Genomic DNA, 25,427 nt, shown 5'->3' with positions numbered 1-25,427 from the left:
TCCAGCAACGGAGGATTGAATGCTCATGCGAGTCAGGGAAGAAACCTATTGGCAGTGGGCCGACGCACAGTTGCACAGCCGCTGCCACGACGAAGCACTCAGCGACGGCACCACACTGGACGTGCAGGTGCGCTTGTCGCGCCTGGGGGCGACGCAGCTGTTTCTGGGGTTGTACGCCGGGGATGGGCGGGCGTTGCTGGAAGAGTATTACCCTGCGCTGCCGGGCGAGACCATGACCCGTGCGCTGGTGTGGGGTGTCGACCGCGCCCGGGCGATGGCAACAGGCGCCTTGCCTTTGCCGGAAACCCGTCTGCAGCGGCGCCAGGCATGAAAAAGCCCGGCCTATGCGGGCCGGGCTCTGGTAAGGGTGCGAACCCTCAATTTAGCGGTTCGATCACCTTGACTGCCTGCTGCTCACGGGCAGCGGGCCATTCTTGTTGCAGGGTCTGCAGCACGCGGCCAACGAATTCGGTGTCGGCGGCGGCTTTCTTGCCGACGTAGCCTTGGCCACGGCGGTAGACCTTGAAGCGGGCACGCATGCTGGGCAGGTGCTCTTCAAATTCATCTTCGACGGTGTTCGGTGGCAGGCGATCGAGGCGCACTTCACCGGTTTGGCTAACCCACAGCAAATGGTCGTCAAGGCTGTCCTTGCGCACGGCGAACAGCTGGGCCAATTGGTCGATAGTCGGATTGTTGTTCAAGTTCATCATAAAGCCCCCATTACCCATTCATAGGTGATTTTCACAGTTGGCGCTATCACGGTGTAGCGCACTACCAAGGCTGCTACAGCAGCATCGCAACAGGGGCTTTCTCACGCTGCCTTTTGGACAGTTTCCCTCTCCACGGACGGCCTGCGTTACCGCGCAGGCCGTCTGGAACACCCTTGCCACCGCTCCCGATCGGGGAGACGGCTTCATCATGCCCAAGCGCGATGAACGGCGTCAACCATTTTGTAGTGAATATTTTTGCTCACTACATTCTGTCGTTTTGTCCGACAATCAACGCGAGCGTTATAAGCCGGAAAGGATGTCGAAGGCGGCTTGCACCCGCGCCTGGTTGGGGTAATTCCGATTGGCCAGCAGCACGACTGCCAGCTGTTCTGCCGGCACGAACGCGGCGTACGCGCCGAAGCCGTTGGTGGCGCCGGTCTTGTTGTACCAGGCTGCCGGTAGCGCGGGCAGGGCCGGCTGCAAGCGAGTGGTGGCCTGCGGTTCGCGGATCAGCCGTGGGCTGTTGCCATCGATCAATGTGCTCAGCGTGACCGGGTAGGGGTAGCGTTCCCAGCCCAGGCCTTGCGTCATGCCGCCAACCTGGAAATAGCCCTGCTGGGTAATGGCGGTGGCTTTCACCAGGGCCGGTGGCAGGCCCTGCGGCTGCATGTGCAACCGCACATAGCGCAGCAGGTCGCTGGCGCTGGTTTTGATGCCGTAGGCCTCATCGGCGTAGGGGCCGGGCCCTACACGCACCGGCTTGTCGTCGGCGTCATACCCTTGGGCATAAAGCCCCTGGGCGCTGGCCGGAACCTGAAGGTAGGTATTTTTCAGGCCCATCTTCGTCAGCAGGCCCTCACTCATCAGCGTGGAAAACGGTTCATGCTGCGCACGGGCAGCCAGGTCACCGAACAACCCCAGGCTGGGGTTGGAGTAGCAGCGCTGGGTGCCGGGTTTGGCGCGAGGTTGCCAGTGGCGGAAGAAATCGACTACCTGCTGCGGTGTTTGCACGGTGTCGGGGAACTGCAGTGGCAGGCAGTCGGCGCTATAAGCGCCCAGTTCCAGCACCGTCGCGTCGCCGATGGGGACGCCGGCCAGTGCCGGGTGATAGCGCTTGGCCGGGGCCTCGAGGTCAAGCTTGCCCTCGGCGCTGGCAAGCGCGGCCAGGGTGGCAGTGTAGGTCTTGCTCAGCGAACCGATTTCGAACAGCGTATCGCGGCTGACCGGTACGTTGTCGGCCTTGCTGGCCACACCGTAACTGAAGTAATGCGCGTGGTCGCGTGCATAGATGGCCACAGCCATGCCGGTGATGCCTTGTTCCTGCATGAGCGGGCGGATGATCTGGTCGACCTTGGCCTGTAACTGGTCGGCGGCCTGGACGCTGGCATGGCCCAAGGCAAGGGTAATGGCGGCTGCAAGTGCAGCCAGACGTGGGCGGAGCATGGTGAGTCCTTTTTGTGGAACGTGTCCGTTGAGCGATACCGCTCGGGGTTCCGGCGTTAGCGACGGAGAGCCAAAGACCTTATCGTCTGCCCAGCCACCATGACAAGATGGATACAGTGATGAAGTATTTGCGCATGTTATTTGACAATTTCACCTTGGCCTTGCTCGGTGTAGTACTCATCGCCACCGTGCTGCCTTGCGCGGGCGATGGCGCGGTGTATTTCGGCTGGCTGACCAACCTGGCCATCGGCCTGTTGTTCTTCCTGCATGGCGCCAAACTGTCCCGTGAAGCCATCATTGCTGGTGCCGGGCACTGGCGCCTGCATCTACTGGTGTTCTCCTGTACTTTCGTATTGTTCCCGTTGCTGGGCCTGGCGTTCAAACCCCTGTTCGTACCGCTGGTGGGTAACGAGCTTTACCTGGGCATCCTGTACCTGTGTGCCTTGCCTGCAACCGTGCAGTCGGCCATTGCCTTTACCTCGCTGGCCCGCGGTAACGTGCCGGCCGCCATCTGCAGCGCGGCGGCCTCTAGCCTGTTGGGTATCTTCCTCACCCCGTTGCTGGTGATGCTGCTGCTGGGGGCCGGTGGTGATACAGGTTCCGGCCTGGATGCGGTGTTGAAGATCACGTTGCAGCTGCTGGTGCCGTTCGTTGCCGGGCAGGTCGCGCGGCGCTGGATCGGCGCCTGGGTCAAGCGCAATGCGCGCTCGCTCAAAGTGGTGGACCAGGGTTCGATCCTGCTGGTGGTGTACACCGCCTTCAGTGAGGCCGTGGTTACCGGGCTGTGGCACACCGTATCGCCGCAGCACCTGGCGGGGTTGTTCGTGGTGTGCGCAATTCTGCTGGCAGTGGTGCTGTTTGGCACCCGCTTGCTTGGCAAGGCGCTGGGCTTCGACCTTGAGGATCGCATCACCATCCTGTTTGCCGGCTCCAAGAAAAGCCTGGCTACGGGTGTGCCCATGGCCCAGGTGTTGTTCGTGGGCAGTGGCATCGGCGCGATGATCTTGCCGCTGATGCTGTTCCACCAGATACAGCTGATGGTGTGTGCTGTGCTGGCGCAGCGTTATGCAAGCCGCGAGCAGGAGGTGGAGGCTTCGGCGGTGTCGTGAGCGCCTTTGCGTTCCCATTAGATACACTGTTGGCGGTCAAGCTTTTCTGCGGTGCTCAGCGCTGAAAAGCTTGGTCGTATTAAATGGTTGATGGCCGCGAAGAGGCCGTGCCTGCTGGCCAGTTTCCACCCGCCGTTCACCGTTGCAGCCGCCGCCGTATTCGCGGGTAAACCCGCTCCTACAAAGTCACCACAGTTCTGAAGTGTTGTGGCTTACCTGTGGGGGCGGTGTCATGCCCTCAGTCTTGCAGCCGTTCCGGGCTGTTGAAGTTGCTTAGCCGGCGATCGCTCTCGGCGCACTCCAGCCCTTGCACCGCCTCGCGCAGCAAGGCCTTCTGCAAACTCCGCTCACCCGCTGCCCAGGCCTGCTCCAGCACCGGCAACACCCGCTTGGGCAGCACGCTGAACATCGGCTGCCAAAAACCACCCTGACGCACCATTGCCGCGCTGTTACCGGCCACTGCCAGCCGCAGCAGGTCTTCGATCAAGTCGCGATCAACCAGGGGGGCATCGCAGGCCAGCAACACCACCCACGCATGACGTGCCACCTTGAGCCCGGCAATCACCCCCGCCAGCGGCCCGGGGAAGTCGGCTTCTGCATCGCCCACCCACTGGTCGGCGTATGCTCGGTAAGCCGCCTGGTTGCGATTGCAGGAAATCACCAAGTCGTCGCTCAGTGGCCGCACCGCGCGATGAACATGTGCAATTAACGGCTCGCCTTGCCAGTCCACCAGGCCCTTGTCACGGCCGCCCATGCGCTGGCCGCGGCCACCGGCGAGAACGAGGATTGAGCAGGGGGGGAGTGCATCAGGCATGAAAAAGGGTTCCGGGCAGTCATTGCCGGGAACCCTCCCATTTCACGCGGGGCTTGTCCAGTCAGCTTTCGCGGGGCACGGGTTGCCCGTCGCTGTCATGCGCCTGGCGTCGCTGTGACAGGCGCATCACCACCACGAAGAACACCGGCACGAACACCACCGCCAGCGTGGCGCTGAGCATGCCGCCGATCACCCCGGTGCCAATCGCTTGCTGGCTGGCAGAGCTTGCGCCGCTGGCGATGGCCAGTGGAACCACGCCGAGGATGAACGCCAGCGAAGTCATCACGATCGGCCGCAGGCGCAGGCGGGCCGCTTGCACGGCGGCGTCGACGGCGTCCACGCCCTGGTCTACCAGATGCTTGGCAAACTCGATGATCAGGATGGCGTTCTTCGCCGACAGGCCGATCAGCGTGATCAGGCCAACCTTGAAGAACACGTCGTTGGGCATGCCGCGCAAGGTCACCGCCAGCACCGCACCGAGCACGCCGAGCGGAACGACCAGCAGCACCGCAGTCGGGATAGACCAGCTTTCGTACAGCGCAGCCAGGCACAGGAACACCACCAGCAGCGACAGCGCCATCAGCAGGGGGGCCTGGCTACCGGACAGCCGCTCCTGCAATGACAGGCCGGTCCATTCCAGGCCGGTACCGGCCGGTAGCTGCGCCACCAGCCGCTCGACTTCGGCCATGGCTTCGCCCGAGCTGTAGCCGGCGGCTGGCTCGCCAGAGATCGACACCGCCGGGTAACCGTTGTAGCGGGTCAGTTGCACCGGGCCGCTGACCCACCTGGCCTGAACGAACGCACCCAGTGGCACCATCTTGCCGCTGTCGTTGCGCACGTGAATGTTCAGCAAGTCTTCAACCTGGCTGCGCTGGTCACCTTCGGCCTGCACCACCACCCGCTGCATACGGCCCTGGTTGGGGAAATCGTTGACGTAGCTGGAGCCTACGGCCACGTCCAGCACCGTGCCGATATCGGCAAACGACACGCCCAGTGCATTAGCCTGGCGGCGGTCGATTTCCAGTTGCACCTGCGGGCTTTCCGCCAGCGAGGCTTCGCGCACGTTGGTCAGCACCTTGCTTTTGCTGGCGCTTTCGAGCAACTGGTCACGGGCTGCCATCAGCTCGGCGTGGCCCATGCCGCCACGGTCCTGAAGGCGAAATTCGAAACCGGTAGACTCACCGAGCCCGTCGATGGGGGGCGGCAGCACCGAATAGGCTATCGCGTCCTTGAGCTGGGTGAAGGCCATGGTCGCGCGGTCGGCGATCGACTGGGCGCTGTCGTCGGCGCTGCGCTCGGACCAGTCCTTGAGGGTGGTGAAGGCCAGCGCCGCGTTCTGCCCGCTACCGGAGAAGCTGAAGCCGAGGATCAAGGTGGTGTTGCCCACGCCTGGTTCTTCGGCGTTGTGCGCCTCGATCTGCGCGGCTACCTGTTCGGTGCGCATGCGGCTGGCGCCCGGCGGCAGTTGAATGTCGGTAATGGTGTAGCCCTGGTCTTCGGTGGGCAGGAACGCCGTAGGCAGCTGGCTGAAACCGTAGCCCAGCACCGCCAGCAGCACCGCGTACACCAGCAGGTAGCGGCCGCTGCGCTTGAGCGCCTGCACCACCCAGCGCTGGTAGCCGTTGCTCATGCGTTCGAAGCGGCGATTGAACCAGCCGAAGAAGCCTTTGCGTTCATGGTGCTCGCCCTTGGCCACGGGTTTGAGCAGGGTGGCGCACAATGCCGGGGTCAAGCTGAGGGCGAGAAACGCCGAGAACAGGATCGACACCGCCATCGACAGCGAGAACTGCTGGTAGATCACCCCCACCGAGCCTTGCATGAACGCCATGGGCAGGAATACCGCCACCAGCACCAGCGTGATGCCGACGATTGCACCGCTGATCTGGCCCATGGCCTTGCGTGTGGCGTCCTTGGGCGGCAAGCCTTCTTCGGCCATGATGCGTTCGACGTTCTCCACCACCACAATGGCATCGTCGACCAGAATGCCGATGGCCAGTACCATGCCGAACAGTGTCAGCACATTGACCGAGAAACCCATGGCCAGCATCACGGCGAAGGTGCCCATCAATGCCACTGGCACGACCAGGGTCGGGATCAGTGTGTAGCGCAGGTTCTGCAGGAACAGGAACATGACTGCGAACACCAGCAGCATGGCTTCGAACAGGGTGTTGATGACCTGCTCGATCGACACCTTGACGAACGGCGAGGTGTCGTAGGGGATGTCGTACTTGACGCCTTCCGGGAAGTAGCGCGCCAGGTCCTGCATCTTCGCCCGTACCAGGGTAGCGGTTTCCATGGCGTTGGCGCCGGGTGACAACTGCACGCTGAAGGCCGTGGCCGGTTTGCCGTTCAGGCGCGTGCCGTACTGGTATTCCTGGGCGCCGATTTCAACCCGGGCGACATCCCCGATGGTGACCGTGGAGCCGTCCGGGTTGGCACGCAGGACAATGGCAGCAAACTCTTCGGGGCTGCTCAACTGGCCTTTGACCACCACGTTGGCGGTGATTTCCTGGGTGCTGCGGCTGGGCAGATCGCCGATGCTGCCAGGGGCCACCTGGGCGTTCTGCGCGGCGATGGCTTCGGCCACATCGTTGGGCGTGAGGTTGAAGCCAATCAGCTTGCGCGGGTCGATCCAGATGCGCATAGCGCGTTCGGAGCCATACAACTGGGCCTTGCCGACGCCCTTGAGGCGGCGGATTTCGTCCATCACGTTACGTGCCAGGATGTCCGACAGCGCGGTTTCATCGAGCTTGCCGTCTTCGGAAGTGAGGGTGGCCAACAGCAGGAAGCCGGTGGACACTTTCTCCACCTGCAGGCCCTGCTGGGTGACCGGGCGTGGCAGGCGCGACTCGACCACCTTCAGGCGGTTCTGCACGTCGACCTGGGCCAGGTCCGGGTGGGTGCCCGGGGCGAAGGTGGCGGTGATGGTGGCGCTGCCCAGGCTGCTCTGCGACTCGAAGTACAGCAGGTTGTCGGCGCCATTGAGCTCTTGCTCGATCAGGCTGACCACGCTTTCGTCCATGGTCGCCGCCGAGGCGCCTGGGTACACGGCGTAGATTTCCACCTGCGGCGGTGCCACGTTGGGGTACTGGGCCACCGGCAGCTGCGGGATGGCCAGCGCGCCGGCCAGCAGGATGAACAGTGCGACCACCCAGGCGAATACCGGGCGATCGATGAAGAATTGCGGCATGAATCAGGCCCTCACTGGCCGGTATGCTGTGCGATGGGCGGGGCAGCGGGTGCGTTGTCGACCTGCACCTGGTCACCGGCCTTGATGTGCTGCAGCCCTTCGACCACCACCCGCTCGCCGGCCGCCAGGCCCTCACTGACGACCCAGCGGTCGCCCTGGGCGCTGCCCAGTACAACCTGGCGGTCGCTGACCCGGGCGTGCTGGTCTACCACCAGCACCTTCGGCACACCGGCGCTGTCACGCAGGATGGCGCGTTGCGGCACGCTCAGGCCCTTGGGTTGCACCGCTTGCTCCAGGCGTACCCGCACGTAGCTGCCAGGCAACAGGTCGAGGTCCGGGTTGGGGAACTCGCTGCGCAGGGTGATCTGGTTGGTGCTGGGGTCGACGCTGATGTCGGAGAACAGCAGCTTGCCCGGCAGCGGGTAGGCGCTGCCGTCATCCTGGATCAGCGTGGCGCGTGCCTGGCCGTCGCCCACCTGCTGCAATTCGCCAGCGCGCAGGGCGCGGCGCAGCGCGTTGAGCTCACGGGTAGACTGGGTGACATCGGCATGGATCGGGTCCAGCTGCTGGATGGTCGCCAGCGGGGTGGTTTCGTTTTGCCCGACCAGCGCGCCTTCGGTGACCTGGGCGCGGCCGATACGGCCGGAGATCGGCGCGGTCACGGTGGCATAGCCGAGGTTCAGCCGGGCGCGCTCCAGCGCCGCCCTGGCTTCGGCCACTTCGGCATCGGCCTGCAGGAAACTGGCCTTGGCGTTGTCGTATTCCTGGCGGCTGACGGCTTTGTCGTCGACCAGCTCGCGGTAGCGCTGCTCTTGCAGGCGCGCCTGGTACCGGGTGGCCTCGGCCTTGGCCAGCGTGGCGCGGGCGCTGTCGTGGTCGGCTTTGAACGGTGCCGGGTCGATCAGGAACAGTACATCACCCTGCTTGACGTCGCTGCCTTCGCGGTACACCCGCTTGAGCACCACGCCTGCGACCCGCGCACGCACTTCGGCGGTGCGTGGCGCGAGGATACGGCCGCTGAGTTCGCTGCTGATGGCCAGTGGCTGCAGTTGCAGGGTTTCCACGCGCACTTGCGCAGTGGGTGCCTGTTCGTCTGGCTCGGCGCTGTCGCTGCAACCGGCCAGGGACAGGCTCAGCAATGCCATGAGCGCCAACGGGCGCAGGCACGGGGAGAGGGTAGTAGGCATGCGGATCTTCCGATGATGACCGTGTATATGCTAAGGCAGACGCTGGCTGGGCGGCTGTTAATACCTGTAGGACGAGTGTGAAAAAGTGTGAAGAATGGTCCTGTCGAGTGGTTGGGTTCTATATTCTGCATGGGCCTGTGCTGGCCTCTTCGCGGGTGAACCCGCTCCTACGGGGACCTGCAGGAGCGGGTTTACCCGCGAAGTGCTCGCCACAGGCTTACTTCAACCCAGACGCCCAAGCACCTATGCCGAACATTTTCCTGGTCGAGGACGACAGCGCCCTGTCCGAGCTGATCGCCAGCTACCTGCAACGTAACGACTTCCATGTCCAGGTGATCGCCCGGGGCGACCATGTACTGGACGAGTACCGTCGGCAAAGGCCTGACCTGGTCATCCTTGACCTGATGCTGCCGGGCATCGATGGCCTGCAGCTGTGCCGGCTGCTGCGCCAGGAGTCGCAGACCCTGCCAATCCTCATGCTGACGGCCCGCGACGACAGCCATGACCAGGTGCTTGGCCTGGAAATGGGGGCCGACGACTACGTGACCAAACCCTGTGAGCCACGCGTGCTGCTGGCCCGCGTGCGCACGCTGCTGCGCCGCAGCAGTGTCAACGAACCGCGCCTGGAAAACGACCTGATCCTGATTGGTGGCCTGCGCATCGACCTGGCCGAGCGCACGGTGAGTTGGCGCGGCGAGGAGGTGGAGCTGTCCAGCGGCGAGTACAACCTGCTGGTGGTGTTGGCGCGCAATGCCGGTGAGGTGATGAACCGCGACCGTATCCTGCAACAACTGCGTGGCATCGAGTTCAATGGCACCGATCGCTCCGTTGACGTGGCCATTTCCAAACTGCGGCGCAAGTTCGACGACAACGCCGGCGAAGCGCGCAAGATCAAGACCGTGTGGGGCAAGGGCTACCTGTTCAGCCGTGTCGAGTGGGAGTGCTGATCGGCCATGCTCAAGATCCTGGTGCGGTTGTACCTGGTGATCATCGTCGCCTACGCCGGCGCATTGCTGTTCATCCCTGACACCATTGTCGGCCTGTTCCGCGACCGGTTCATGGCCTACAACCTGGACCAGGCCAAGGGCGTACAGGCGTTGATCGTGCGCCAGTTCCGCCAGGCCCCGCGCGAGCAGTGGCCAGCGGTGGAGCAGGAACTGGCCAGTGATTTCGCGCCGCTGGAGCTGCAGCTGCTGCGCAGGGATCAGGCCGGTTTGAGCGATGAGGAGCAGGCGCGCCTGGCGCAGGGGCTGTACGCAGTGCGCATTGCCGAGTGGGGCTATTACGAGACGGTGCTGGCGCCGCTGGACAAGGAGTGGCTGGTACGCCTGCATTCCCCGCCGGACCCGCTGGACATCAACGTGCTGTCGTGGGGCGTGACCGTATTGATTGGTGCAGCCATGCTGGGCTGCCTGCTGCTGTGGGTATGGCCGCACTGGCGTGATCTGGAGCGCCTCAAGGAGACCGCTCGGCGCCTGGGCCAGGGGCAGATGGCTGAGCGTACGCACATTTCGCCTCACTCCAACATTGGTGAGCTGGCCGGGGTATTCGACACCATGGCCAGTGACCTGGAACGCCATGTCAACCAGCAGCGTGAACTGCTCAATGCGGTATCGCACGAGTTACGCACGCCACTGACCCGGCTGGACTTCGGCCTGGTGCTGCTGTTCGACGAAGTGCCGCCAGCCAGCCGCAAGCGCCTGCTGGAGCTGGTCGGGCATGTGCGCGAGCTGGATGAACTGGTGCTGGAGCTGCTGTCCTACAGCCGGTTGTACAACGCCGATCAGGCGCGGGAGCGGGTGGAGGTATCGCTGCTGGAGCTGGTCGACAGTGTGCTTGGCGGCTTTGCCGAGGAGCTCGATGGCCGGGGTATCCATTGGGAAGTGCGGGCCGAGGGTGAGTTGCCGCGCTTTGTACTGGACCCGCGGCTGACGGCGCGCGCGGTGCAGAACCTGGTGCGCAATGCCATGCGCTACTGCGATGAAAGCCTGTTGCTGCGCTTGCGCCTGGAAGCCGATGGCGCCTGCTTGCTGACGGTGGAGGATGACGGGATTGGCGTCCCTGTGGAGGAGCGCGAGCGGGTGTTCCAGCCGTTCTACCGTCTGGACCGCAGTCGCGATCGCAACACCGGTGGTTTTGGCCTGGGGTTGGCCATCAGCCGTCGGGCGATCGAGGGGCAGGGTGGCACCTTGACCCTGGCGCAGTCGGCGCTGGGTGGGGCGCAGTTCAGGATTCGTTTGCCCGCCGGATGATGTTTCGCCTGTTCTGCCAGCTGGCTTGATCACAACGCAAAGCGGTCTTGGCTTCCTGCAACACCTGGGCAGGGACGGCGCCGCCACGCGCTGCTCGGCCCCAGCGGGTCCAGCCCTTCAACGCCTATCGCGAACGCTTCACCTCACAGCCGGGTAGCCAAGCGCGAAGTTGTCCAGCGTTCGGGCTTTTTCTTGGGGGCTACATCTTGTAGCTTTACAGGTCGTTTATTCAGGGAGCTGAACATGCAAGGCAAGGCCCGCAAGATCGTCCAGGCCATTCTCTATGAGGCCATCGCCGTCGCCTGTGTGGCGCCTGCGCTGGAGCTGGCGTTCGGCGCCGGCATGGCGCAGTCGACCGTGCTCTCGGTGCTGATGTCGGGTATCGCGATGAGCTGGAACATGGGCTACAACTGGGTGTTCGAACGTTGGGAAGCGCGCCAGCACAAGCGTGAGCGCACCTTTTTACGGCGCCTGCTGCATGCGCTGGGTTTCGAGGGTGGGCTGGTGGTGATTCTGCTGCCGCTGGTGGCGTACTGGCTGGACGTGAGCCTGTGGGCGGCACTGCTGACCAACCTGGCGCTGTTCGTGTTCTTCTTCGTTTACGCCTTTGTCTTCCAGTGGGGCTTCGACAAGGTGTTCGATGTGCCGCTTTCGGCGCAGCAGGCCAAGTGTTGACTTCTGGCTGTGAGGCAGGCTAAGTTCCTACCCATGAACACATTCCCGCACGTGAACGCCATTATTATTACCGCCATTATCAGTTTGGCGGGCTAGCGCGTACGTGCACCGAACCCGCCCTGGAGGCGGGTTTTTCTCTCTGACTCCTGGGCAACGTAAAAATAGCCAAGGAGTCATCGATGACCAGCTTCAGTGTCCCTCGTACTACCGTCACCCCCCAGCAACTGCTGTCGGAGCAGGTGCGGCGCATTCTTGCCGCGCCGGTGTACGACCTGGCCATCGAAACGCCCCTGCAAGCGGCCCCGGCCTTGTCTGCCACCCTGGGCAACCAGGTGTTGCTCAAGCGCGAAGACCTGCAGCCTACGTTTTCGTTCAAGATTCGCGGTGCCTACACTCGCCTGTCGCGTCTGACCGATGTGCAGCGTGAGCGCGGGGTGATCACCGCTTCGGCGGGCAACCATGCCCAGGGCGTGGCCTTGGCGGCATCGCATCTGGGTATCAAAGCAACGATCGTCATGCCTACCACCACGCCATCGTTGAAAGTGGAAGGTGTGCGTTCGCGCGGCGGGCATGTGGTGCTGCATGGCGAGAGCTTCCCGCATGCGCTGGCCCATGCACTGAAGCTGGCCGACAGCGAAGGCGCCACCTTCGTGCCACCGTTCGATGACCCGGATGTGATCGCCGGGCAGGGTACCGTGGCCATGGAAATCCTCCGTCAGCGCCCGGGGGCGCTGGACGCGATCTTTGTGCCCGTGGGCGGTGGTGGGTTGATCGCCGGGATCGCCGCCTATGTGAAGTACCTGCGCCCTGAGGTGAAGGTGATCGGCGTCGAACCGGTGGATTCCAACTGCCTGCAGGCTGCCATGGCCGTCGGCGAACGCGTGATCCTGCCGCAGGTCGGCACCTTTGCCGATGGCGTGGCGGTGGCGCAGATCGGCGCCCATTGCTTCGAGCTGTGCCGCCACTTTGTCGACGAGGTGGTGACGGTGAGCAGTGACGAGCTGTGCGCGGCGATCAAGGATATCTACGACGACACCCGTTCGATCACCGAGCCGTCCGGGGCCTTGGCCGTGGCCGGGATCAAGAAGTATGTGGCGCGTGAAGGTGTGCAGGGGCAGACCCTGGTGGCCATCGACTCCGGGGCCAACGTCAATTTCGACCGCTTGCGCCACGTGGCCGAGCGGGCCGAGCTGGGTGAGCAGCGCGAGGCGATCATCGCCGTGACAATTCCGGAACAGCCGGGCAGCTTCCGGGCCTTTTGCCAGGCACTGGGCAAGCGGCAGATCACCGAATTCAACTACCGCTTCTACCCTGGCAAGGAGGCGCGCCTGTTCGTGGGCGTGCAGACCCACCCGGTGCACGACCCACGTGAGCAGTTGCTGGCCAGCTTGCGGGAGCAGGGGTACAGCGTGCTGGACCTGACCGACAACGAGCTGGCAAAGCTGCATGTGCGCCATACCGTGGGCGGGCATGCCGCGTCAGGGGCTGATGAGCGGGTCCTGCGCTTCGAGTTTCCCGAACGGCCAGGGGCGTTGCTGGGGTTTCTGGAGCGGTTGGGCAAACGTTGGAACATCAGCCTGTTCCATTACCGCAACCATGGTGCGGCGGAGGCGCGGGTGTTCGCTGCTTTGGAAGTGCCAGCGGACGAATTGGCGAGCTTGCCGTTGACGCTGGACGAGATGGGGTATCGGTATTGGGACGAGACTGACAACCCGGCGTACAAGCTGTTCCTGGGCTGAGGCACCTGTGCGGCCAATGCAGGCGTGTCTAGCCGCTTGCTTGCCGCCTTTGTTCGCAGCGTGATCGCCCCGTCCAAAGGGCAGGGCGATCTCCTGCAAGAAACTGCGCGAGCCAACGCGTGGGTTTCAACGCTCGCGCATGAAAAAGCCGGCAACGAACTTGCGGAACGTTTCAAGGCTTTTGAAGTCGGCGTAGCGCTTGAAGTTCTCGGTATCCGGCTCGGGGCCGATGGGCTGTTCCAGCAGCGACACTGACAACACCCGGTCCTGGTCCGAGGTCAGCACCAGTTCATCCATCACCTGCCCACCGATCACGGGGCGACGCATCTGCACTTTCACCCCTTTACTGGCCATCCAGTCGATCAGCGACACCAATGCCTTGAGCGGCTCGCGTTCTTCATCGCGGTACACCGGGAACAGGTGCGCGCGCGACAGCACGGGCACACTGGCCACATGGATCAACTCATAGAAATGGCTGCCGGCGCTGGTCGGCGAGTAGATCATCAACGCCAGCAACGGCCCGGTGGTGCGGCTTCCGCCCCAGTACAGGTGATGCCCCTGGAAGTCGAAGCCGTCCTCGCTGCGGTTGTTGAGCAGCTTGCGCCCTTTGATCTGGTCGACGCAGTCCAACAGCAGGCCGTGGCGGCGGTGGTTGCCAAACACAGAGGCCTCGCGCAGACGGGACTTGAGCATCATCATGTGCTTCATGTCCAGGCGGGTTTCCAGGTAGTTGCTGGCGGGCACCCGCTCCAGCAGCGGATAGCGGCTGGCCACGCTGCGCAACTCGGCAAACTGCGTGGTCAGGTCTTTTTTCAGGTGGGTGGCGTAAAGGTTGAGCCCGCTGGTTTCAATCCAGGTCAGCAGCAGTGACAGCAGGCGCTGCTGTTCGCGTCTGTCGTTGCCATCACCGACGGCGCCGGCCGTGCCAGCACGGAAGTCGCTGATCAGGCGCAAGGGGGTGTCGGGTGGCAGCCAGGCGGCGGGTGGTGCGGGGTCGTTTTCGCGTTCGGCGGCTTCCCGCTCGTCCTTGGTGAACGGGCAGCCTGGCGCGTGCTCGGCAGTGCCCGGGTTGTTCTTGAGGAAGAGCGTACCGGTGCTGCCGTTGAGGGTGACGTTGAGCACCGGCAAGGCATCGTTGCGGCAGTCGCAAGCCAGCCACTGGTTGGCGTTGCGCACTTTCATCAGTAGCTGGTTGGCCTGTAGCAGGCGCGGGCCGGCGAGGCTGCCGGTGGCAAAGCCGACCAGCAGTTCCTCTTCAGCGGGGGTCAGGCTGCGCACCTGGGTGGCGGTTTTGTCGATGATTCGCATGAAGCAGCTCCAAGCTACGAGCCTCAAGCTTCAAGCAAAGTCGCGCGGCTTTCAACTCGTCGCTTGGCTGCCGCCGAACATCTTCGCGGCGCGGGCGCGAATCTCGTCGGGGGTCAGGTCCTCTTTGTGGGTGGACACGAACCAGATGTTGCCAAACGGATCTTTCAGGGTGCCGCTGCGGTCACCGTAAAACTGGTCGGTCAAGGGATGTAACTGGATGCCCCCGGCGGCCAGGGCCTGGGCGTAGACCTTGTCGCAGTCTTCAACATACAAGTGCAGGCCAACACCCGCACCGCTGAGCTTCTGGCTGGCGGTGAGGCCGCCTTCCATGTCGCAGGGGTCGCCCAGCATCAGCGACGAATCGCCGATTCTCAGTTCGGCATGGCCAACGCGACCGCCCGGGGCATCGAGGCGGAACATTTCCTTCGCGCCAAAGGCTTGCTTGTAGAACTCGATGGCCTTGGCGGCGTCGTTGATGGCCAGGTAGGGCGTGATGCTGTGCTGGCCTTCGGGGATGGGTTTGACTGCCATGTTCGACTCTCCTTGCAATGGGCGCCGAAAGGCGCCCTGTTGCTTAGAGTCGTTCGCCCAGATGGAAAATCGACAGTGACGCTAGATCGATTGTCTATAAGCGCGGCGGTCAGAAGATGTAGTCGGTGGTCAGGAAGCTCGACTGGCGGTTGCGAATGATCTCGCTGATCAGCGCTTTGTTGGCCTCCTGGAAGCGGGTGGCGACCAGCGTCCGGATGGAGAACACACGCAAAGCGTCATCCACCGAGAGCGTGCCCTCGGCGCTGTTCTTGCGGCCGTTGAACGGGTAGGTGTCCGGCCCGCGTTGGCACTGAGCGTTGATGTTGATGCGCCCGACCTGGTTGGCGAAGATGTCGACGAGGCTGCCGATGGTGGCCGGGTCGTTGCCGAACAGGCTCAGTTGCTGGCCGTAGTCGGAGTCCAGCACATAGTCGATCACTGTCTGCAGGTCGCGGTAGGGCACCACCGGAACCAGCGGGCCGAACTGCTCCTCGTGGTACACGCGCATTTCCCGGCTGACCGGGTACAGCAAGGCCGGGTAGAAGAATGAGCCGCGGCTGTGCCCGCCATTTTCGTTGAGCACGCGCGCGCCCTTTTCCGTCGCATCGGCAACCAGGCCATCGAGGTAGTCGACCTTGCCAGGCTCGGGCAATGGTGTCAGCGCCACGCCAGGTTCCCACGGCATGCCGGGCTTGAGCGCCGCCAATTTGCGCTGAAACTTGTCGAGGAAGGCCTCGACCACATCCTCATGCACGAACAGGATCTTCAGTGCCGTGCAGCGCTGGCCGTTGAACGACAACGCCCCGGTGACGGCCTCTTCGACAGCGTTGTCGAGGTCGACCTGGGGCAGCACGATGCCCGGGTTCTTGGCGTCCAGGCCCAGTGCGGCGCGCAGACGATGCGGGCGTGGGTGCAGTTTTTTCAGGTCGCTGGCGGCCTTGTGGGTGCCGATGAAGGCGAATACATCGACCTTGCCGCTGGCCATCAGCGCGCTCACCGTTTCCCGGCCGCGTCCATAGATGACATTGATCACGCCTGCCGGGAAGCTGTCGCGGAACGCTTCGAGCAAGGGGCGGATCAGCAGTACGCCGAACTTGGCCGGCTTGAACACCACCGTGTTGCCCATGATCAGCGCCGGAATGAGCGTGGTGAAGGTCTCGTTCAGCGGGTAGTTGTAAGGCCCCATGCACAGGGCCACGCCCAGTGGGGCGCGACGGATCTGGCCGAGGGTGCCTTGTTCCAGCTCGAAGCGGCTGGAGCGGCGGTCCAGGTCCTTGAGGGCGTTGATGGTGTCGACGATGTAGTCGCAGGTGCGGTCGAATTCCTTTTCTGAATCCTTCAGGTTCTTGCCGATCTCCCACATCAGCAGCTTGACCACGGCCTGGCGCTGTTCACGCATGCGGGCAAGGAAGGATTCCACATGCTGGATACGCTCGGCCACGCGCATGTTCGGCCAGGCGCCACGGCCTTTGTCATAGGCCTGCACGGCAGCATCGAGGGCGGTCAGCGCGGTCTCGGCATCCAGCAGCGGGGCGCTGCCCAATATGACCTGATGCTCTTCGTCGCCTTGCTTGAGCCACACCGGGCTGCGCACCGTGGCCAACGGGCCGTCCCAGCGCCTGAGCTCACCGTTGACCAGGTAGTCGCGTTGTTCCAGTGGGGCTCCCAGACGCCAGGTTTCCGGGATGTTCTCGGCGCTGGGGAAGAGTGAATCGAGCAAACGGTCCATGGGTACTGCACCTCACATCAAAGGGCGGTTTTCAAGTCAGTTGAATCGTTTCAGCTTGGAGCATGCACTGGCTGCCGGAAAAACACCAGTCTGGTTCAACATGGCCATCCATGCCTGCCCGGCAATCCGTCAGAGGCCTGAGAGACGTTGATGCAAGTCGTCAAAGGTTATTCATGGATAGCGAAGTGGCCAGCGGAGCTTGATGGGCACGGTTATAGCAAATGTGTTGTTGAGCGTCGGTTTGATGCGGGGAATTTGACGCCATGAAACTTGATCTAAAGTCAGCCAGAAGCCGCTTGCCAAAGCGTTTGCAGGCATCTTAAATTGTTACTGAATGTGATTAGAAAGTTGCAAGCCATACTATAAAAATCAAAGTGTTAAGTGTTTTTGCTGGATTTTTCTCTTTTTCCGATTGGCCAATAGTGCACTTCAAAAGGACGTCGAAGAAGAAATGAAAAAGACCTTGACGACTGTGGCGCGCAAGCTCCTGTCGCCCTCCATGCGCTACGAAATCAGGCTGCTGGCCAGCAAAATGCGAGAAATGATGGCGCGTGCCTGTCTCTGGCGTTGGGAAGTCGCCAGGTTTCGCCCGCAACAGGAGAGCCCGTACGAAATCCTCTACATCGGCCGCAAGCAGCAACGGGAAATGGCCAAGCTGCTGATTGGGGGCAAGGGCCAGGGCAGCGCATCGATCGTGGACGGTGCAAGTGCCACGGCGGCTGCCAGCCACGTCGTGGTCATCAGCGAAATGCCCACGTCGGGGGCGCTGTCAGTGCCGCACTACCTGAGCGCCGTGGTGCCCTTGGGGCGCCCTCTGGAAGACATCACGGCCCGCTACGACAGCGAACTGCGGCGCAGCATTCGCAAGAACCGGCCGCTGTATCACATGCGCCAAGCTCTTTCGGACGAAGAAATCGCCATGGCCGACCGGGATCTGCTGCGCCCTTATGCTTCGGCCCGGCAGGGCATTCATGCCGCGCAGTTTCCTACCGAAGAGGTGTTCCGTATTGCCAAGAGTGTCGGCCGGCTTGACTTGATCATGTTGGGCGATGAAGTGATCGGCTGTCACCTGGGGTGTGAAGTGGTACGCGGCGGCAAGCGTTACTGGAGCACGTTGCGCTTTGGCTATTGCGAGGCGGTGTTTTCCGATGCGAAGAAACTGCGCGAGGTGAATTCGATCACCACCTTCATGGCGCTTGAATGGGCACTGGAGCAGGGCTTCGATTATTACGACATCGGCCTGTGTCTGGCGCGCCCGGACGACGGCCTGCTGAAGTGGAAGCGCCGCCGCGGTGGTGATATCGATTCGCTGGGTAACCATGCGTACCTGTTTGTCCGCCTGCCCAAGACCGGTACGGCAAAGTTCTTGTGGGATACGCCGATGTTCGCGGTCGAAGGCGACAAGCTGACGTTGCATCTGGGGCTCCCGGATGGCCCAAGCGATGAGGAAGTTGCCAGTCGCTATCACGAAATGGTGTTTGGTGGCCTGCACAAGATTTATCTCTATGGCGGCAGCGGGGCAGGCGAACCGTTTGTGCAAACGTTGCGCAGCCGTTACGCCAGCTTGCAATCACCGCCCACCATGGAAAGAGTCACGAGCAATTGAGTAACTGCCAGGGATGCTTTGATCTGGCGCCTAGGCGCTGTAAGAAAAGCCTTGATACTTGTTCATGCAGCGTTGAAAACAGCCTCGGAATGCTAATGTACTCCAGTACAGTCGGGCGCGACCCCGGCCGTTCCTCGGCTGTTTTCGCCTTGCCTGACCCGCGTCTCAAGACTTTTCGTACAGTGCCTAGCGCCGGGCTCCACACTTCGCCATCAAGGGAGGACGCTTCATGGGAAGCGACATCTCGCAGTTCAGTGCATCGCCCGCAGCCAGGCAACACAGCTGGACCTTGGCCGCCTACCGCCACATGGCGCGCAAACGGCTGGGTGGAAAAACGGCGACCGATCTCAAGAGCGTCGCCACCAAGTGCTGGGACATCGCCCCGGGCGAAGCCACGGTTTCGCCGCCGGCCATTTTCCTGCCTGGTCAGCTGGAGCGGGTGACGGGCTGGGAAGGTAAGCGGTTTTACCCCTACGTGCACCCGGCGCAGACCATGGAGGGGGGCGTCAACACATTGCAAGGGCCAACCCGTGGCTACTTGATCAAGGATGTATGGCTGGTCGAAGGGGCGTTGTACAAGGGCAAAGCCAGCCATTGGCTGTCACAGAAGCCGAGTACCTTCCCGACCATCCTCATCGACAATGAAATCGACCGCGCTGCAATCTACTGCACACAAAACGGTAACGCCTGGTTCGGCACCTGGTTGATGGAAGACTGTCCGACCTATGCGCTGGCTTGCAACGAGGGCATCCCGGTGACCACCGCCCCGTCTGCCAGGTATCCGCTGTTTACCCAGGCACCGGCCTATGAAGACTGGCTGGACATGAAGCCTTTGCGCCTGCGCAGTGCGTTCTTCCGTGAGCTGGTGCTGTTCGATGACCAGAGCAACAACCGCAGCCGGCATGCTCGCTACCGAGCCATGGGTGACAAGCTGCTCTCGCATGTGTCGTACACGCAGCACCCGGGGGTTTTCCTGTTGCGGGGCGGTGATGGTGACCTGCGCCTGTTGCGCAACGAGCTGGAGCTTGCCGAACACTTGCGTACTACCCGCGGTTTTCGCATCGTCAACCCGCTGAAGTCCGATGTGCCGAGCATTATCGCGGCATGCGCCGGGGCTAAAGTGGTCATCGGGGTGGAGGGTAGCCAGTTGGTGCATGGCGTGAATGTGCTACAGGCTGGAGGCTGCCTGCTGACTTTGCAGCCGCCGAACCGTTTCGTCAGTTACTACAAATACCTGACGGATCGTGACCAGCAGCATTTTGGCTTTGTGGTGGGCCTGCCGGAAGGCGATGGTTTCAGGATCGATATTGACGAAGTGGAGCGCACGTTGGATCTGTTCCCACGATAAGTGTGTAGTATCGGTGCATGGATCCGCGGCGGGCAGGGCAGTAGAGGATGATCGAGGTATCACGGTTTTGGCGCGACCCTGCCTTGCCGTTCGTCGAAGCCCGACGGGTAGGGGACGGGCGCAAGGTGTGCTACGCCGCGCACTCTCACGAGAGCTTCTCCATCGGGGTGATCACGGGGGGGCGTAGCACTTACATCAACAGTGACCAGTGCGTTGAGGTGGGGGCGGGTACCACGGTGTTGATGAACCCGGGCGTGGTGCATACCTGCAACCCTGTTGCCGGGGAACCCTGGTCTTACCTGATGCTGTTCGTCGATCAGCCTTGGTTGCAGGCAGTGGGTTTTACCCTGCCAACACAGACCTGGAGCCGCTCGCCTGTGTTGTACGGGCGGCTGTTGCAGGCCTTTGCCGACCTGTTCGACGCCAGGCTGCCTGATCGGGAAACTCGCCTGGCGGCCCTGTTCAGCGAGCTGCCGGGCATGCTTGCCCGTAATGCCAGCGAGATTGACCAGGGCAATCCACGGCTGGATGCAGCGGCTGCTTTCATACGCGCCCACCGCAGTGACCCGCTCAGCCTCGAAGACATCTGCGGGGCTTGCGGCCTGTCCCGTTCCTACCTGATTCGTGCCTTTCGCCAACGCTTCGGCCTGACGCCGCATGGTTACCTGCTAGACCAGCGTGTACAGCTGGCCCGGGCGCAGTTGCGCCAGGGCCGTTCAATTGCTGAAGTTGCACAGGAGGCCGGGTTCGCTGATCAGGCACACCTGCAGCGGGCATTCAAACAGCACCTGGCGGCGACACCGGGACATTACAGAAATGCTGTCGCTAGCCTCGGTGCTCCTGCAGGAGCCGTGCATGCCTTAAAGGATCAGGTAAACCGCACTGGCAACCAGTAACACGGCCAGGCTCCGATTGAGCATGCGCAGGTGACGTGGGTTGTCCAGGTACCGGCGAATCACGCTGCCGGCCCAGGCCCAGCAGGCCACTGAGATGAAACAGATCGGCCCGTAGATCCAGGTAAACAGCCACAGCAAGTGCTGTTCACCACCGGTGTAGGCACCCACCCCGGCAACGGCTGCCAACCAGGCTTTGGGGTTCAGCCACTGCATTGCTGCGCCGTGCCAGGCTGAAGGGGCTTGGGTAGGCTGTGCGTTGTTCAGGTTGCCGTCGTCACTGGCCAGCTTCCACGCCATGTACAGCAGAAACGCCACACCGCCCCAGTGCAACATCAGGCCCAGCAAAGGCCAGCGAAGCAGCAGTTGATGCAGGCCCAGCCCGACCAGCACCAGCAACAGGCAGAACCCCAGCGTGGCGCCGGCGACATGTGCAACGCTGGCGCGCAGGCCATGGCGGGCACCGCTACCAAGGGCGACGATGTTGACCGGGCCGGGGGAGATCGAGGCCGCAAGGGCGAAAGCGGCCATGGACAGGTACAGGCTCATGAGGAAGATCCACGTGGTTGGAGAGGCGTCATCCTCGCGTCGCCGACGGTCTGATGTATTGAACAAAAGTACCCGCGCACGACTCGCTCCCGCGGGGCGATAGGGCGTTGCAGGGTCGTTACAGGTTTTGTAATAGTTTTGCGCTACAACAGAAACCTGCTGTGCTTGTAGCATCGTTCTCCCAATTTGTTATCAAGGTCTATATGAGCACCTTCGCGGAGCCCCCCAGTCTTCGGCCTTTCTGGCCATCCTTCTCCCGTCCTTGTGACGTGTCCCACGTGAGTACCCGCTAATGGAATGGCTAGCCGACCCCACGGCCTGGCTAGGCCTGTTGACGCTTATCGTCCTCGAGCTGGTGCTGGGTATCGACAACCTGGTGTTCATCGCCATCCTTGCCGACAAGTTGCCGCCCCATCAGCGCGACCGCGCTCGGGTCATTGGCCTGAGCCTGGCGCTCATCATGCGCCTGGGCCTGTTGGCCAGCATTTCGTGGATGGTCACCCTTACCGCGCCGCTGTTCGAAGTGTTCGGCAAGAGCTTCTCTGGCCGTGACCTGATCATGCTGTTCGGTGGTGTGTTCCTGCTGTTCAAGGCCACCATGGAGCTGCACGAACGCCTGGAAGGTCACGTGAGCCAGGCCAGTGGCACGCTGCGCCATGCCGCGTTCTGGCCGATCGTTGCCCAGATCGTGGTACTGGACGCGGTATTCTCGCTGGATGCCGTGATCACGGCGGTGGGCATGGTCGATGAGCTGTCCGTGATGATGATCGCGGTGATCTTCTCGATCGGTATCATGATCGTTGCCAGCAAGCCGCTGACCCGCTTCGTCAACGCCCACCCCACGGTGATCATGCTGTGTCTGGGTTTCCTGATGATGATCGGTTTCAGCCTCACCGCCGAAGGCCTGGGCTTCCATATCCCGAAAGGCTACCTGTACGCGGCCATCGGCTTCTCGATCCTGATCGAGCTGTTCAACCAGCTGGCGCGCGCCCGTCGCAAGCGCAGCCTGCAACAGCACAAGCCGTTGCGTGAACGCACTGCCCATGCCGTGCTGCGCCTGCTGGGCGGCCGCCGGGTCGAGGCTGACGAGGTCGGCGAGGAGATTGCCGACCTGGTCGAGGGCGGCGGGGAACAGGTGCTGTTCGACCGCCGTGAGCGGGTCATGATCAGCGGCGTGCTGAACCTGGCCGAGCGGCCGATTCGTACGGTGATGACAGCCCGTGCCGAGGTTGATGTGATCGACCTGGCGCAACCGGCCGACGCCATTGCCCAGGCCCTGGCCAATTCGCCGTACTCGCGCCTGCCGCTGATTCGCGATGGTCGCGTGGACGAGCCCCTGGGCTTTGTGCACAAGAAGGAACTGCTGAAGGAACTGCTCTCGGGCAGCCAGCCCGACCTGGAAAGCATGGCCCGGGCGCCGTTGAACCTGCTGGAGAGCTTCAGCATCCTCAATGCCCTGGAGCAAATGCGTGGCCAGTCGACCCATATTGCCTTCGTGGTCAACGAGTTCGGTGACTTCACCGGGCTGTTGACCATGACCGACATCCTTGAGTCGATTGCCGGTGAGCTGCCGGATGCCAGTGAAATTGAAGGCCCGGGCATCGTCCAGGAAGGGGAAGGCTTTGTGGTCAGCGGCGCGCTGAACCTCAGCCAGGTGCAGGCGCGTACTGGCTTCAGTGCCCGTGCTACCGAGGATTACCAGACCCTTGCGGGCCTGGTGATGAGCTTGCTCGACCGCCTGCCGATGGTCGGTGACCGGCTAGCCTGGAATGGCTGGATGCTGACCGTGGAGGCGGTTGAAGAGCGACGGGTACGTCAGGTTCGGCTTACACCGAACGGCGACGCTGACGTAGCAGGTGCTTGAAGCCCTCAAGCACCAGCACCAGTACTGCGGCCCAGATTGGCAGGTAGGTCAGCCACTGATCCGGGCCGATGGTTTCGCCCAGCAGCAACGCCACGCCCACCAGCAGCACGGGTTCGACGTAGCTGAGCAGGCCGAACAGGCTGAATGGCAGCATGCGGCTGGCCAGCACGTAGGCGATAAGCGCCGACGCGCTGATCGCGCCAAGGATCGGCACCAACACATACAGCCCGGGGTGTGCTTGCAGGTCAGCGCTGGAAAGTGGGCTCTGGATCACGAAGTACAGCGCCCACGGCAGCAGCAGGCACATGTCGCACCACAGGCCGCCCAGGTGGTCGGTGCGGCAGCGTCGGCGCAGCACGAAGTAGACCGGGTAGCCGATCGTTACCAGCAGGGTTTCCCAGGCAAAACTGCCATTTTGGTACAGCTCGTGGCCCACGCCCAGTGCGGCGCAGGCCACGGCTACCGTCTGCAGGCGTGACAGGCGCTCGCCATAGACCAGCCGCCCGGTCAGGACCATGGCCAGTGGCAGCAGGAAGTAACCCATCGACACTTCCAGGCTGCGCCCATGCAGGGGCGCCCAGAGAAACAGCCACAGTTGCACCCCCATCAGCCAGGACGTGCCGACCATGCCGAGCAACAGCACCGGCGTGCGTTTTACCCGGCCCATCAGTTCGCCCACCCGCTTCCAGTCTTTCGAGACAAGCATGAACAAGGTGAGGCAGGGCAGTGTCAGCAGGGTGCGCCAGCCAAAGATTTCTTCGCCATCGAGTGGCTTGAGCAGGGAGGTATAGAAGTACATCACAGCGAACAGGCAGGACGCCATGACCGATGAAACAATGCCTTTTGACACGAATGCCTCGAATACGGGAATTGAGCGGGTTGATCAACTGCGCATGATCTCAGGGGGCGCATCTTGCGGCAACTGCGTTGCGCCCGGGCGGGTGGCCAAGGCTGCGAGGAACTGGGCGGCTGGCATGGGCCTGGCGAACAGGTAACCCTGCTGGAAGTCCACCCCATGCTTGGCCAGGTAGTCGCGCTGCATGTCGGTTTCCACACCCTCGGCGACGATGCCCAGGTCCAGCTTTCCTGACAGTTCAATGATGCTCTCGAGTATGTGCACTGACAGCGCATCGGCGCCGATCATGGCAACGAAGCTCTGGTCGATCTTCAGGTAGTCGACCTTGAATTGCCGCAGGTAGTTGAGGCTCGACTGGCCGGTGCCGAAGTCGTCGAGGGCGATCATCACGCCCATGGCATGCAGCTTTTCGAACAACTCAAGGGTGACCGGCGTGGGCTCGATCAGCTTGCGCTCTGTCAGTTCCAGGGTCAGCACCACCCGGCCGGGCGGAAAGTGCTGCAGGAACGTGCGACAGTCATCCAGCAGGCTGAGGTCGCGGCAGTGGTCAGCGGTGATGTTGACACCAATATGGAAGCCGTCTTCCAACAACCCGGCATAGGGCGCCAGGCTTTGCGCGGTATGTGTCAGCAGCGCGCGGGTCATGGCGACAATCTGCCCGCTGTGTTCGGCATAGGGGATGAACAGGTCGGGGCGAACCAGGCCTTCTCGTGGGTGGTGCCAGCGCATCAGCACTTCCGCACCGGCCCAGCGGTAATCGCCCTTGCGCACCACCGGCTGAAAATACGGCAGGAATTCATCGGCCTGCAGGGCACGGTCCAGTTCGGCACGCGGTGAGGTGGCGCGGCGAATCTGCCAGCGGCATGCCAGCGCTGCCAGGGCACCCAGTACCAGCAACAGACTGAGCAGGCCAGGGTAGTGGCTGCGCAACAGTTGGCCTTGCTTGTCGGCACTGTAGCCGCCCTGCACGCTGAAAGGGTAACGCGTCGAGCCTATCAGCACGTTGGCACTGGGGGCGGCAGGGGAGACGCCTTTGTGGACCACGCCATCCTTGCCCATCCAGGCGTCGCCCACGCGGATTTGCAGTTCTTCATCGGGCCCGATCAGGCGCAGTGCTGTTAGCAGGTGGTCGCCGTCCACCGTGGTGATTGCGCCGTGGTCGCCGTCGCTGGCACGGTAGACCAGCAGCGGGTGGCCCGGCGTAACCGAGTTGCCGTCCATCAGCCATAACTTGCCGTCGACGTAATCCCCAGGATTGACCGGTTCGTCGAACTCGCCGAACAGCGAGGTGCAATACAGGTTGTTGTGCCTGAACAGGTTGGTCGAGCGCACGAAGGCATTGCGGGTAACCTGGGCCCGTAGCATAAGCTTGACCTGCTCGCATGGGCTGTCAGTCAGTGGAAGTAGCGAATTGGCGGCACGGGACAGGTTGTCGAGGATGTGTTCGACGTGCTCCAACGCCTGGCGGGTGGTGGCGTGGCTGCTGGCCTGCATTTCACGCTCGACCTGCCAGTTCATCACGGCCAGGCCGCACATGACCGGCAGCACGGCGACGACCCAAGGCAAGAGCGTGCGCCAGCTGAGTGCAGCGCGGCGTTTGGCGGTAAGGGGCATGCTGACCTGA

21 protein-coding genes are annotated in these 25,427 nt (G+C 62.7%); 10 read left to right on the top strand and 11 right to left on the bottom strand.

Annotation, left to right across the window (positions count from 1 at the left end):
• Positions 1-19: 19 nt before the first annotated feature.
• Positions 20-331 carry a hypothetical protein gene (locus AA098_RS15585; protein ID WP_010953779.1) on the top strand — a complete coding sequence of 104 codons (312 nt, stop codon included), beginning with the start codon at positions 20-22 and terminating at the stop codon, positions 329-331.
• Positions 332-377: 46 nt separating this feature from the next.
• Here AA098_RS15585 and AA098_RS15580 read toward each other — a convergent pair whose 3' ends face one another.
• Positions 378-710 carry a hypothetical protein gene (locus tag AA098_RS15580; protein ID WP_003253895.1) on the bottom strand — a complete coding sequence of 111 codons (333 nt, stop codon included), beginning with the start codon at positions 708-710 and terminating at the stop codon, positions 378-380.
• Positions 711-1,010: 300 nt separating this feature from the next.
• Positions 1,011-2,153: a class C beta-lactamase gene (ampC, locus tag AA098_RS15575; RefSeq protein WP_060545039.1), complete on the bottom strand. Its 1,143-nt coding sequence runs from the start codon at positions 2,151-2,153 to the stop codon at positions 1,011-1,013.
• Between the two features lie 107 nt (positions 2,154-2,260).
• On the opposite strand from ampC, the gene AA098_RS15570 reads away from it, so the two are divergent.
• Positions 2,261-3,262, top strand: a complete 1,002-nt coding sequence (locus AA098_RS15570) for a bile acid:sodium symporter family protein (RefSeq protein ID WP_064614690.1) — start codon at positions 2,261-2,263, stop codon at positions 3,260-3,262.
• 238 nt (positions 3,263-3,500) lie between these two features.
• On the opposite strand, the gene mobA is transcribed toward AA098_RS15570, so the two are convergent.
• The 3 genes from mobA to AA098_RS15555 all read right to left on the bottom strand — a co-directional run bounded on the left by mobA (position 3,501) and on the right by AA098_RS15555 (position 8,453).
• Positions 3,501-4,076 carry a molybdenum cofactor guanylyltransferase MobA gene (mobA, locus tag AA098_RS15565; RefSeq protein ID WP_004577474.1) on the bottom strand — a complete coding sequence of 192 codons (576 nt, stop codon included), beginning with the start codon at positions 4,074-4,076 and terminating at the stop codon, positions 3,501-3,503.
• Positions 4,077-4,137: 61 nt separating this feature from the next.
• Positions 4,138-7,266: an efflux RND transporter permease subunit gene (locus AA098_RS15560; RefSeq protein WP_004577475.1), complete on the bottom strand. Its 3,129-nt coding sequence runs from the start codon at positions 7,264-7,266 to the stop codon at positions 4,138-4,140.
• Positions 7,267-7,277: 11 nt separating this feature from the next.
• Positions 7,278-8,453: an efflux RND transporter periplasmic adaptor subunit gene (locus AA098_RS15555; protein ID WP_003253890.1), complete on the bottom strand. Its 1,176-nt coding sequence runs from the start codon at positions 8,451-8,453 to the stop codon at positions 7,278-7,280.
• A 245-nt stretch (positions 8,454-8,698) separates the two neighbouring features.
• Here AA098_RS15555 and AA098_RS15550 point away from each other — a divergent pair, with 245 nt between their 5' ends.
• The 4 genes from AA098_RS15550 (at position 8,699) to ilvA (ending at position 13,119) form a co-directional block, all read left to right on the top strand.
• The gene (locus AA098_RS15550) at positions 8,699-9,400 is read left to right on the top strand and encodes a response regulator transcription factor (protein WP_003253889.1); all 702 of its coding nucleotides are present in this window, start codon (positions 8,699-8,701) and stop codon (positions 9,398-9,400) included.
• 6 nt (positions 9,401-9,406) lie between these two features.
• Entirely contained in the window at positions 9,407-10,705 is a 1,299-nt protein-coding gene (locus AA098_RS15545) for an ATP-binding protein (RefSeq protein ID WP_004577476.1), read from the top strand.
• A gap of 243 nt (positions 10,706-10,948) precedes the next feature.
• Positions 10,949-11,380 (top strand): PACE efflux transporter, encoded by a 432-nt coding sequence (locus AA098_RS15540; RefSeq protein ID WP_003253887.1) that lies wholly within the window; start codon positions 10,949-10,951, stop codon positions 11,378-11,380.
• Between the two features lie 179 nt (positions 11,381-11,559).
• The gene (gene ilvA / locus AA098_RS15535; RefSeq protein ID WP_082916906.1) at positions 11,560-13,119 is read left to right on the top strand and encodes a threonine ammonia-lyase, biosynthetic; all 1,560 of its coding nucleotides are present in this window, start codon (positions 11,560-11,562) and stop codon (positions 13,117-13,119) included.
• A 126-nt stretch (positions 13,120-13,245) separates the two neighbouring features.
• Here ilvA and AA098_RS15530 read toward each other — a convergent pair whose 3' ends face one another.
• The 3 genes from AA098_RS15530 to AA098_RS15520 form a co-directional block, all read right to left on the bottom strand.
• Entirely contained in the window at positions 13,246-14,427 is a 1,182-nt protein-coding gene (locus AA098_RS15530) for a hypothetical protein (protein ID WP_064614688.1), read from the bottom strand.
• 51 nt (positions 14,428-14,478) lie between these two features.
• Positions 14,479-14,958, bottom strand: a complete 480-nt coding sequence (locus AA098_RS15525; RefSeq protein WP_003253883.1) for a VOC family protein — start codon at positions 14,956-14,958, stop codon at positions 14,479-14,481.
• 109 nt (positions 14,959-15,067) lie between these two features.
• Positions 15,068-16,687 carry an NADP-dependent glyceraldehyde-3-phosphate dehydrogenase gene (locus AA098_RS15520; protein WP_003253882.1) on the bottom strand — a complete coding sequence of 540 codons (1,620 nt, stop codon included), beginning with the start codon at positions 16,685-16,687 and terminating at the stop codon, positions 15,068-15,070.
• Between the two features lie 451 nt (positions 16,688-17,138).
• On the opposite strand from AA098_RS15520, the gene AA098_RS15515 reads away from it, so the two are divergent.
• The 3 genes from AA098_RS15515 to AA098_RS15505 all read left to right on the top strand — a co-directional run bounded on the left by AA098_RS15515 (position 17,139) and on the right by AA098_RS15505 (position 20,537).
• Positions 17,139-18,293: a hypothetical protein gene (locus AA098_RS15515; RefSeq protein WP_003253880.1), complete on the top strand. Its 1,155-nt coding sequence runs from the start codon at positions 17,139-17,141 to the stop codon at positions 18,291-18,293.
• Between the two features lie 229 nt (positions 18,294-18,522).
• Entirely contained in the window at positions 18,523-19,641 is a 1,119-nt protein-coding gene (locus AA098_RS15510) for a glycosyltransferase 61 family protein (RefSeq protein ID WP_004576556.1), read from the top strand.
• 47 nt (positions 19,642-19,688) lie between these two features.
• Positions 19,689-20,537 carry an AraC family transcriptional regulator gene (locus tag AA098_RS15505; protein ID WP_003253877.1) on the top strand — a complete coding sequence of 283 codons (849 nt, stop codon included), beginning with the start codon at positions 19,689-19,691 and terminating at the stop codon, positions 20,535-20,537.
• Here AA098_RS15505 and AA098_RS15500 read toward each other — a convergent pair.
• Positions 20,502-21,083, bottom strand: coding sequence for a LysE family translocator (locus AA098_RS15500; RefSeq protein WP_003253874.1), 582 nt, complete (start codon positions 21,081-21,083; stop codon positions 20,502-20,504). The two genes, AA098_RS15505 and AA098_RS15500, sit on opposite strands and share 36 nt — an antisense overlap.
• Before the next feature lie 292 nt (positions 21,084-21,375).
• On the opposite strand from AA098_RS15500, the gene AA098_RS15495 reads away from it, so the two are divergent.
• The gene (locus AA098_RS15495) at positions 21,376-22,947 is read left to right on the top strand and encodes a TerC family protein (protein ID WP_003253871.1); all 1,572 of its coding nucleotides are present in this window, start codon (positions 21,376-21,378) and stop codon (positions 22,945-22,947) included.
• On the opposite strand, the gene rarD is transcribed toward AA098_RS15495, so the two are convergent.
• Positions 22,910-23,797, bottom strand: a complete 888-nt coding sequence (gene rarD, locus AA098_RS15490) for an EamA family transporter RarD (protein WP_003253870.1) — start codon at positions 23,795-23,797, stop codon at positions 22,910-22,912. The genes AA098_RS15495 and rarD overlap by 38 nt on opposite strands.
• A gap of 33 nt (positions 23,798-23,830) precedes the next feature.
• Positions 23,831-25,417, bottom strand: coding sequence for an EAL domain-containing protein (locus AA098_RS15485; protein ID WP_064614686.1), 1,587 nt, complete (start codon positions 25,415-25,417; stop codon positions 23,831-23,833).
• Positions 25,418-25,427 lie beyond the last annotated feature (10 nt).

The sequence above is a fragment of the Pseudomonas sp. JY-Q genome, assembly GCF_001655295.1.
Lineage (GTDB): Bacteria > Pseudomonadota > Gammaproteobacteria > Pseudomonadales > Pseudomonadaceae > Aquipseudomonas > Aquipseudomonas alloputida.
This window is presented reverse-complemented; position numbering and strand designations above follow the sequence as displayed.